General features: G+C 31.0%; 11 protein-coding genes. 6 read left to right on the forward strand and 5 right to left on the reverse strand.

The window, feature by feature from the left end; all coding sequences use genetic code 11:
- Positions 1-148: 148 nt before the first annotated feature.
- Genes ACIQ66_RS11015 through ACIQ66_RS11025 form a run of 3 tightly spaced genes read right to left on the reverse strand, consistent with a single transcriptional unit; the run spans position 149 to position 1,032 of the window.
- A complete protein-coding gene (locus tag ACIQ66_RS11015) occupies positions 149-481 on the reverse strand; it encodes a type II toxin-antitoxin system RelE/ParE family toxin (RefSeq protein WP_396212844.1) in 333 nt (110 codons plus the stop codon).
- Positions 471-686: a hypothetical protein gene (locus ACIQ66_RS11020; protein WP_396212845.1), complete on the reverse strand. Its 216-nt coding sequence runs from the start codon at positions 684-686 to the stop codon at positions 471-473. Before ACIQ66_RS11020 ends, ACIQ66_RS11015 begins: the two co-directional genes overlap by 11 nt.
- A 16-nt stretch (positions 687-702) precedes the next feature.
- Complete coding sequence (locus ACIQ66_RS11025) at positions 703-1,032, reverse strand: T9SS type A sorting domain-containing protein (protein WP_396212846.1); 330 nt, start codon at positions 1,030-1,032, stop codon at positions 703-705.
- A 194-nt stretch (positions 1,033-1,226) separates the two neighbouring features.
- On the opposite strand from ACIQ66_RS11025, the gene ACIQ66_RS11030 reads away from it, so the two are divergent.
- Positions 1,227-1,910, forward strand: coding sequence for a response regulator transcription factor (locus ACIQ66_RS11030; protein ID WP_396212847.1), 684 nt, complete (start codon positions 1,227-1,229; stop codon positions 1,908-1,910).
- A 112-nt stretch (positions 1,911-2,022) separates the two neighbouring features.
- Positions 2,023-3,063, forward strand: coding sequence for a sensor histidine kinase (locus ACIQ66_RS11035; protein WP_396212848.1), 1,041 nt, complete (start codon positions 2,023-2,025; stop codon positions 3,061-3,063).
- Here the strand turns inward: ACIQ66_RS11035 and ACIQ66_RS11040 are convergent.
- Both ACIQ66_RS11040 and ACIQ66_RS11045 read right to left on the reverse strand, forming a co-directional pair.
- Complete coding sequence (locus ACIQ66_RS11040; protein ID WP_396212849.1) at positions 3,037-4,092, reverse strand: glycosyltransferase; 1,056 nt, start codon at positions 4,090-4,092, stop codon at positions 3,037-3,039. The genes ACIQ66_RS11035 and ACIQ66_RS11040 overlap by 27 nt on opposite strands.
- A 7-nt stretch (positions 4,093-4,099) precedes the next feature.
- Entirely contained in the window at positions 4,100-4,918 is an 819-nt protein-coding gene (locus ACIQ66_RS11045; RefSeq protein WP_396212850.1) for a UDP-2,3-diacylglucosamine diphosphatase, read from the reverse strand.
- 124 nt (positions 4,919-5,042) lie between these two features.
- Between ACIQ66_RS11045 and trmB the strand changes: the two genes are divergently transcribed.
- From trmB to ACIQ66_RS11065, 4 genes are all read left to right on the forward strand, one after another.
- Positions 5,043-5,717 carry a tRNA (guanosine(46)-N7)-methyltransferase TrmB gene (gene trmB, locus ACIQ66_RS11050; protein ID WP_396212851.1) on the forward strand — a complete coding sequence of 225 codons (675 nt, stop codon included), beginning with the start codon at positions 5,043-5,045 and terminating at the stop codon, positions 5,715-5,717.
- An 88-nt stretch (positions 5,718-5,805) separates the two neighbouring features.
- Positions 5,806-6,441: a LysE family translocator gene (locus ACIQ66_RS11055; RefSeq protein WP_396212852.1), complete on the forward strand. Its 636-nt coding sequence runs from the start codon at positions 5,806-5,808 to the stop codon at positions 6,439-6,441.
- Positions 6,438-6,764, forward strand: a complete 327-nt coding sequence (locus ACIQ66_RS11060) for an MGMT family protein (protein WP_396212853.1) — start codon at positions 6,438-6,440, stop codon at positions 6,762-6,764. Before ACIQ66_RS11055 ends, ACIQ66_RS11060 begins: the two co-directional genes overlap by 4 nt.
- 198 nt (positions 6,765-6,962) lie before the next feature.
- Positions 6,963-7,690: P-loop NTPase (locus ACIQ66_RS11065; protein WP_396212854.1), on the forward strand; the 728-nt coding region annotated here is incomplete at its 3' end.

A 7,690-nucleotide genomic window follows, 5' to 3' on the forward strand; every position in this document is an offset into this window, starting at 1 on the left:
TTTTTTTAAACGTTTAGGGTACAAAGATACTAAGTATTTTGTAATGAAAAGATAATTGAATGTGAAAAAATTATTAACTAATCAAAGAAATAAGCAAAATACAATTATTTCACTATCAGCTTTCTGTAAAAAAGTAAAAAAAGAAATGTTACAATAAGTCTTCATTTTTAAGTATTGTCGTGATTTCTTCTATTGTAATATTATCTTTATCTCCTTTGTTGTATATAGAAAACAAGTAAACAATTTCATCAATTATTTTTACAAAAGTCATTATTCTTGCACCACCCGATTTGCCTTTGCCTTTAGAAGAAATAGCAATGCGAACTTTGTATATGTTATTACCAAGTGGTGTTCCAGTAGTAGGATTTTCTTCAAGAGTAGTGCTTAATTCCAAAAGCTCCTTTTTTAGGGAAGGATATTTTTTGATTAATCTTTTAGCTTCTTTTTTGAAGTTTTCTATAGGGATAACACTATAGCTCATTCAAGAACTCTTTTAAAGTTGCTTGTTTTTTAGGTTTTGAGTCAACCGTCTTTTTTAATTCTTTTGCGCCAGCAGAAATATTTTTTTTGATTTCTTCTTTGTTGTCAGAATCAATATCTTCAATTTTTACAAAACCCATATTACTAATAAGCTCCATAAAAAATGAATACTTAACATCAGGTATAGATATGAGTATTTGTTTCATAACAATAAGAGTTTATCTATTTAACTATCAATTTTCTAGTTTCGGTAGCTTCGCCTTCGCGAAATTTGATGATGTAAACACCTGGAGAAATGCTAGCAATGTTTAACTCTTTAGCATTGTTAAGTGTAGCTTGAAGCACTTTTTTTCCTAAAACATCAAAAATGGTAATGTCTTTATCAGCACCCGACTTAGACGAAATGTAAATCTTGCCATTGCTTACAGGGTTTGGGTAAAAAGTCAATCCTTCAATATTAGCTCTTGACGCAGGTTTTACTTCTTGTCCTAGCATTGAAGCTGAAGATAAGAAGCAAAAAAGCAAAATTATATATAAGTAATTTTTTGTCATGAGTACATTTGGTATCGCAAATATAGCAATTGTTATTCAAGTATTGTGCCAAATATATATAAAAAATATTTTTTCTAACACTTATTATCTAAACGTTAACACATTAAATTACTGTTAAGACCAAGTTTAAAAATACACATTATAGGATAAAGATGTATATTTACAATCGGAAAACAAACAATTTTTTTTGCATCATGAAGAAAAAAGACATAAAGATTTTACTGGTTGATGATGAGCAAGATATCCTAGAAATTGTGGGGTATAACTTGTCTCAAGAAGGTTATAAAATTGTTACGGCAACCAACGGAAAAGAAGCAATTGCTGTTGCCAAAAAAGAACATCCGCAACTAATTATTATGGATGTTATGATGCCCGAAATGGATGGAATGGAAGCTTGTGAAAACATTAGAAAAATTCCAGAATTGAGCAATGTTATCATAACGTTTCTAACGGCAAGAAGCGAAGATTATTCGCAAGTTGCTGGTTTTGATGCTGGTGCCGATGATTATATTGCCAAACCTATCAAACCAAAATTATTGGTAAGCAAGGTAAAAGCACTTTTAAGAAGACTAAAAAGCGAAACAGCTTCTCCCGAAAATCTTAATGTTGGCGGAATCGAAATTAATCGCGAAGAATATAAAATCGTTATGGAAGGCAGAGAAATTGTGCTTCCGCGAAAAGAATTTGAATTATTCCATTTACTTGCTTCTAAGCCTGGAAAAGTTTTTAAAAGAGAAGAAATTCTCGATAAAGTTTGGGGCAACGAAGTCATTGTGGGCGGAAGAACAATTGATGTTCACATAAGAAAACTTCGTGAAAAAATTGGCGAAGATCTATTCAAGACCATTAAAGGTGTTGGTTATAAGTTTGAAGTTTAATTTTCTAAATTTCAGATTTCATTCTGAAAATAAAGTAAATTTTGAAAACAGTATATTTGTATTTTAAAACAATTACTGATTACTGTGACTGAAAACTGAAAACTTTACCAAAATGCCTTTAAATTTCAAAAAAACATACACTTTTGCGGTAATATCTACGTTGCATATTACACTTTTTTCTACTGGTTTAGTAGCCGGTTTGTTGTTTTTGTTTGCTACTTTTTCTTGGCAATTTTGTTTGGCATTTGCAGTTTCAATTGCCATTTTCTCTTTTTTTGTGCTTCAGTATCGGGTGGAACATTTTATTTATCGCCGTGTAAAAAAGATTTATGATGATGTTTCTTTGCTTGACTCAACCACTTTGCGAAGCCAATCTATCACCACAGATATGGCAACTTTAACTAAAGAAGTTAAGAAATTTGCCACCGATAAAAAACTCGAAATTGAAAATCTAAAAGTGCGTGAAGAATACCGACGCGAATTTATGGGAAATGTTTCGCATGAACTCAAAACCCCACTTTTTACTGTTCAAGGTTATATTTCGACATTGGTAGATGGCGTTAAAGACAAAGAACAGCGTAAAAAATATTTACAAAGAGCCGAAAAAGGTGTTGAACGATTAATATACATTGTTGAAGATTTAGATATGATTTCTAAATTGGAAATGGGCGATTTGAATTTGGATTTTTCTGAATTTAATATAGTTGAATTAATTCAAAATGTGTTTGATTTGCTCGAAATGCAAGCTGATAAGAAAAGTATAATTTTAATGTTTGATAGAAAATATAATAAATCTATAAACGTTTTTGGCGATCAGGAAAAAATACAACAAGTCTTGACCAATCTTATTGTGAATTCCATTAAATATGGAAAAGAAAACGGCACAACCGAAGTAACCATTGAAGATTTAGTTAAAAATAAAATTATCGTGCGTGTACGTGACAACGGCGAAGGCATTGAGCAACACCACATATCTAGGCTTTTTGAGCGCTTTTTTAGGGTTGACAAAAGCGGTTCTCGTAGTGAAGGCGGTTCAGGCTTAGGTCTTTCAATTGTAAAGCATATTATTGAAGGACACAAAGAAAAAATCTATGTAGAAAGCGAATTTGGAAAAGGCTCAGAATTCTCATTCACTCTCGAAAAGATGAAATAATTGTTTCCAATCTACGTTTGAATTAAACTTTGGCAAACCTTGATAAAGCCATATAGCATCTAAATCGGTAATTGTAAAATCATCTTGTTTTGCCATCGGAAGAATGCCCTCACGTTTGTACTTTTTGGCTAAAAATTCTTGTTCAAATTGACCAGGTGTTGGAATAAAAAACGCTTTTTTCTCTAGTTTTGCCAAATCCATAACGGTTGTATAACCAGAACGGCAAAGTACAAAATTACTTTCGTTAAACGTTTTTTCTAATTCTTCAGTTTGCATAAAATTGTAGAAAACAACATTGTCAGCTTCTTCCTTTTTTTGTTCAGGCTCAATTTTACCTTTTATAAAAACAACCTTTTCTTTGTAATTTTTCAATTCTTCAATCAGTTTTTCTTCCAGAAAAGTTCTTTGTGGCTCTGGCCCAGAAAGAATTACCATCAAATCGTACTTTATTGGCATTTCTTTTTTTTCTAACCTGCTTAAAACACCAATATATTTTACATTCAAATCAGAAGCTTTCAAGTGACCTAATTTTCCGGTTAGATTTGGTATGTCTTCTGCATCCGGAACCCAACATTCATTAAATTTTGATATAAAAAATTGATGTAATTTACTTGAAATCCAAGTAGTTTTTCCAGATAAAACAGTCAATTGATGTGTTATAAAAACCGAAGGAACTTTTTTTGAATGAACACCTAACCTATTGTCTGATATAATTCCTATAATAGCATGCTCTTTGATTATTTCTTTAACTAATCTTTTTTCAGATAAAATGGCGCTAATCGTTTTTGGACTATTTTTTATTAACTTCCATTTAAAATTTTCACCTTTTTTGGCATATTCTATTTGATAAGAAGGCAATTCTAGAGTGGTTAAATGCGGAAATTCTTTTTTAAGTAAAGCCAAAGCTACTCCATCAGAAGCAATAATTGGGTTGAAACCCTTATTTTCCAACTCTTTAATAATAGGAATACAACGTGTAGCGTGACCAAGTCCCCAGTTTAAAGGCGCAACAAGAATATTTTTGTTCATCGGAAGATTATTTTTTTAAAATGGATATAAATTGTTCAGCAAGTTCGTTTTCGTATTCAAATTGTTCTTCTTCAATAGAAATTTCATTTTTAGTGTGTTTGTAAAGTTTCCATTTCTTATTATTGTATTCTAGAGCTGTTAGATTTTCTATCCAATCGCCTGAATTCAAATAAATTGTTTTACCATTTTCGTTTTCAACAAGTTCAATTTTTGGTTCGTGAATATGTCCGCAAATTACATAATCATATTTGTTTTCTATGGCTAAATCGGTGCAAACATTTTCAAATTTAGTTATAAATTTCACAGCCGATTTCACATTATCCTTAATTTTTTTTGAAAGTGAATACGGTTCTTTATTCATCCGAGACAAAATCCAATTTAGAAATCGATTGGTTAAAATTAGAAAATCATAACCCCAACCGCCCAATTTTGCCAACCATTTTGCATGATTTATAGAAGCATCAAAAACATCGCCATGAAAAATCCAGGCTTTTTTTTCATCCAAATTGAGCACTAATTTGTTTAACAAACTCAGATTTCCTAAATGTAAATCGGTAAATTTTCTTAAAAATTCGTCGTGATTTCCTGTCAAATAGTAAACTTTTGTGCCTTTAGAACTCAGCGAAATTATTTTCTTAATAACTTTAAGATGACTTTGAGGAAAATAGGATTTTCTAAACTGCCAAATATCTATAATGTCGCCATTTAGAATTAAAATTTTCGGTTTTATCGTTGCTAAATATTGTAGTAATTCTTTAGCATGACAACCAAAAGTTCCTAAATGAACATCGGAAATAACGACAACTTCAACTTTCCGTTTTTTCAAAATAAATAGTTTCTGCAAAAGAAGTGAATTGCTGTATTGTTAAGGTTACATAAACATTATGAAAACTTTATTTGTGTTGCGTATTATTTGCTTAATTTTGTCATCAGAAAAATAAAAATTAATAGTGGGAAGTAAAAATAAGTTAAAGCGATTTAAAGAAAACGAAACATTCAACAACGTTTTTCAACCAACAAGAGAAGAAGTAGTAGGAAATGAATTTCCGTTAAAAGGAAAATGGAGTAGTGATTTTTTCAAAAATGACAATCCTATAATCATTGAACTTGGTTGCGGAAAAGGAGAATATTCTGTTGGATTAGCCGAGCGCTATCCAGATAAAAATTTTGTTGGAATTGATATAAAAGGAGCAAGATTTTGGCGTGGAGCAAAAACGGCTGTTGATGACGCAATGCACAATGTAGCTTTTGTTAGAACCCAAATTGAACTTATCAATCATATTTTTGACGATGAAGAAGTGTCCGAAATTTGGATAACATTTCCCGATCCACAAATAAAATACAAGCGAACTAAGCACAGAATGACCAATTCTGAGTTTTTGAAATTATACAAAAGAATTTTGAAACCTGATGGCGTTGTCAATCTAAAAACCGATTCTGAATTCATGCATGGTTATACCTTAGGATTATTGCATGGTGAAGGTCACGAAGTTTTATACGCTAATCACAATGTGTATAAAAATGAAGGTTCTCCAAGTGAAGTAACTGAAATACAAACGTTTTACGAAAAACAATATTTGGAAATTAACAAAGCAATTACGTATATTCGTTTTAAAATAAAATAGTTTTTGAATTGTATAATGTAAACTGTAAAATTGTATAATGTATTTATCCAGTTTTTACAATATACAAAATACATTTTTACAATATACAATGAATGTAATCCTTCCACTTTTATCGGGTTTTATAGCTGCAGTAATAGGAGTTCTTCCACCAGGATTAATCAATATGACAGCAGCAAAGGTCGATTTGACCGATGGACGAAAACGTGCCATGGTTTTTGTTTTGGGCGCTTCGATTGTGGTTTTCTTTCAAACATATATTTCGGTGCTTTTTGCACAATATATTAATAGCCACCAAGAAATTTTGGTGTTATTACGCGAAATCGGATTGGTTATTTTTACTGGACTTACCATTTATTTTTTATTTTTTGCCAAAAAATCAAAACTTAAAAGTGACGATTCTATTCAGCTTAAGAGCAAACGAAGTCGTTTTTTTATGGGAATATTGATTTCGGCTATAAATATTTTTCCAATTCCTTATTATGCGTTTATAAGTGTTACATTGGCGTCTTACAATATCTTTACTTTTGATACAGTTTCTATTTATAGCTTGGTTTCTGGCGTAGTTTTGGGTTCATTTGCAGTATTTTATTTTTATGTTGTTTTCTTTACTAAAATGAAATCAAAAACCGATTATTTTATGCAAAATATGAATAAAATATTAGGAATAATTACTGGAATTGGGGCGTTACTAACTCTTGTCAATGTGGTGAAATATTATTTTTGATGGAAGAAAATTTCTTTGAGCGAGTTTACGAAATTGTTAAACAAATTCCTGAAGGAAAAGTAACTTCTTATGGAGCAATCGCAAAAGCATTAGGGACAGCTCGTTCAGCAAGAATGGTCGGTTGGGCAATGAATGCATCCCACAAAATGGAAGATGTTCCAGCTCATCGTGTTGTCAATAGAAAAGGATTGCTTTCAGGCAAACATCATTTTGATGGAACCAATTTAATGCAACAACTTCTCGAAAATGAAGGAATTGAAGTAGTTGATAATCAAATTGTAGATTTTGAAAAATATTTTTGGGAACCAAAGATGGATTTGTAATTATTTCCTAATTTTTCAAAAATTTACAAATAATATCAAAAAACAGTAAAGAAATCAACTATCTTATTATAACAAAACTTTAAAGCTTGTTACTATCAAACTTTTAAACTTCTTACTATCTTTGCAATTCATATTTAGTTTAAATAAAAAGTTCGTCAACTTTTAAACTTTTAAACTCATAAACTTTTAAACAAGAAGATGAAGTTAGATAGAAAAGAAATCCTTAAAGCTTTAGAAACTATTTCTATTGCAGGTGAAGGAAAAAATATGGTCGAAAGTGGCGCGGTAAAAAACGTACTTATTTTTGGCGATGAGGTTACAGTAGATTTATTGATTTCAACTCCAGCATTGCATATTAAAAAAAGAGCTGAAGACGATATTAAAAAACTAATTCACGAACAATTCTCTCCAGATGCAGTTGTGAAAGTAAATATCAAAGTAGAAGCTAAAGAAAATCCAAACGAAATTAAAGGAAAAGCAATACCAGGAATAAGTAATATTATTGCTGTAGCTTCAGGAAAAGGTGGTGTTGGAAAATCTACAACTACAGCCAATTTAGCAGTGACTTTAGCAAAAATGGGATTTAGTGTTGGTATTCTTGACGCCGATATTTACGGTCCAAGTATGCCAATAATGTTCGATGTAGAAAACGAAAAACCAATTTCTGTTGAAATTAACGGAAAGTCTAAAATGAAACCAATTGAAAGTTATGAAATTAAATTACTTTCTATCGGATTTTTTACATCTCCGAGTCAAGCCGTTATTTGGCGTGGACCTATGGCTTCAAAAGCATTAAATCAAATGATTTTTGATGCTGATTGGGGACAATTAGATTTCATGTTAATTGATTTGCCACCAGGAACAGGAGATATTCACTTATCAATTATGCAAGCTTTGCCAATTACTGGCGCTGTTGTGGTAAGTAC

It is taken from the genome of Flavobacterium sp. (genome assembly GCF_044377315.1).
In the GTDB taxonomy this organism is placed as follows: domain Bacteria; phylum Bacteroidota; class Bacteroidia; order Flavobacteriales; family Flavobacteriaceae; genus Flavobacterium.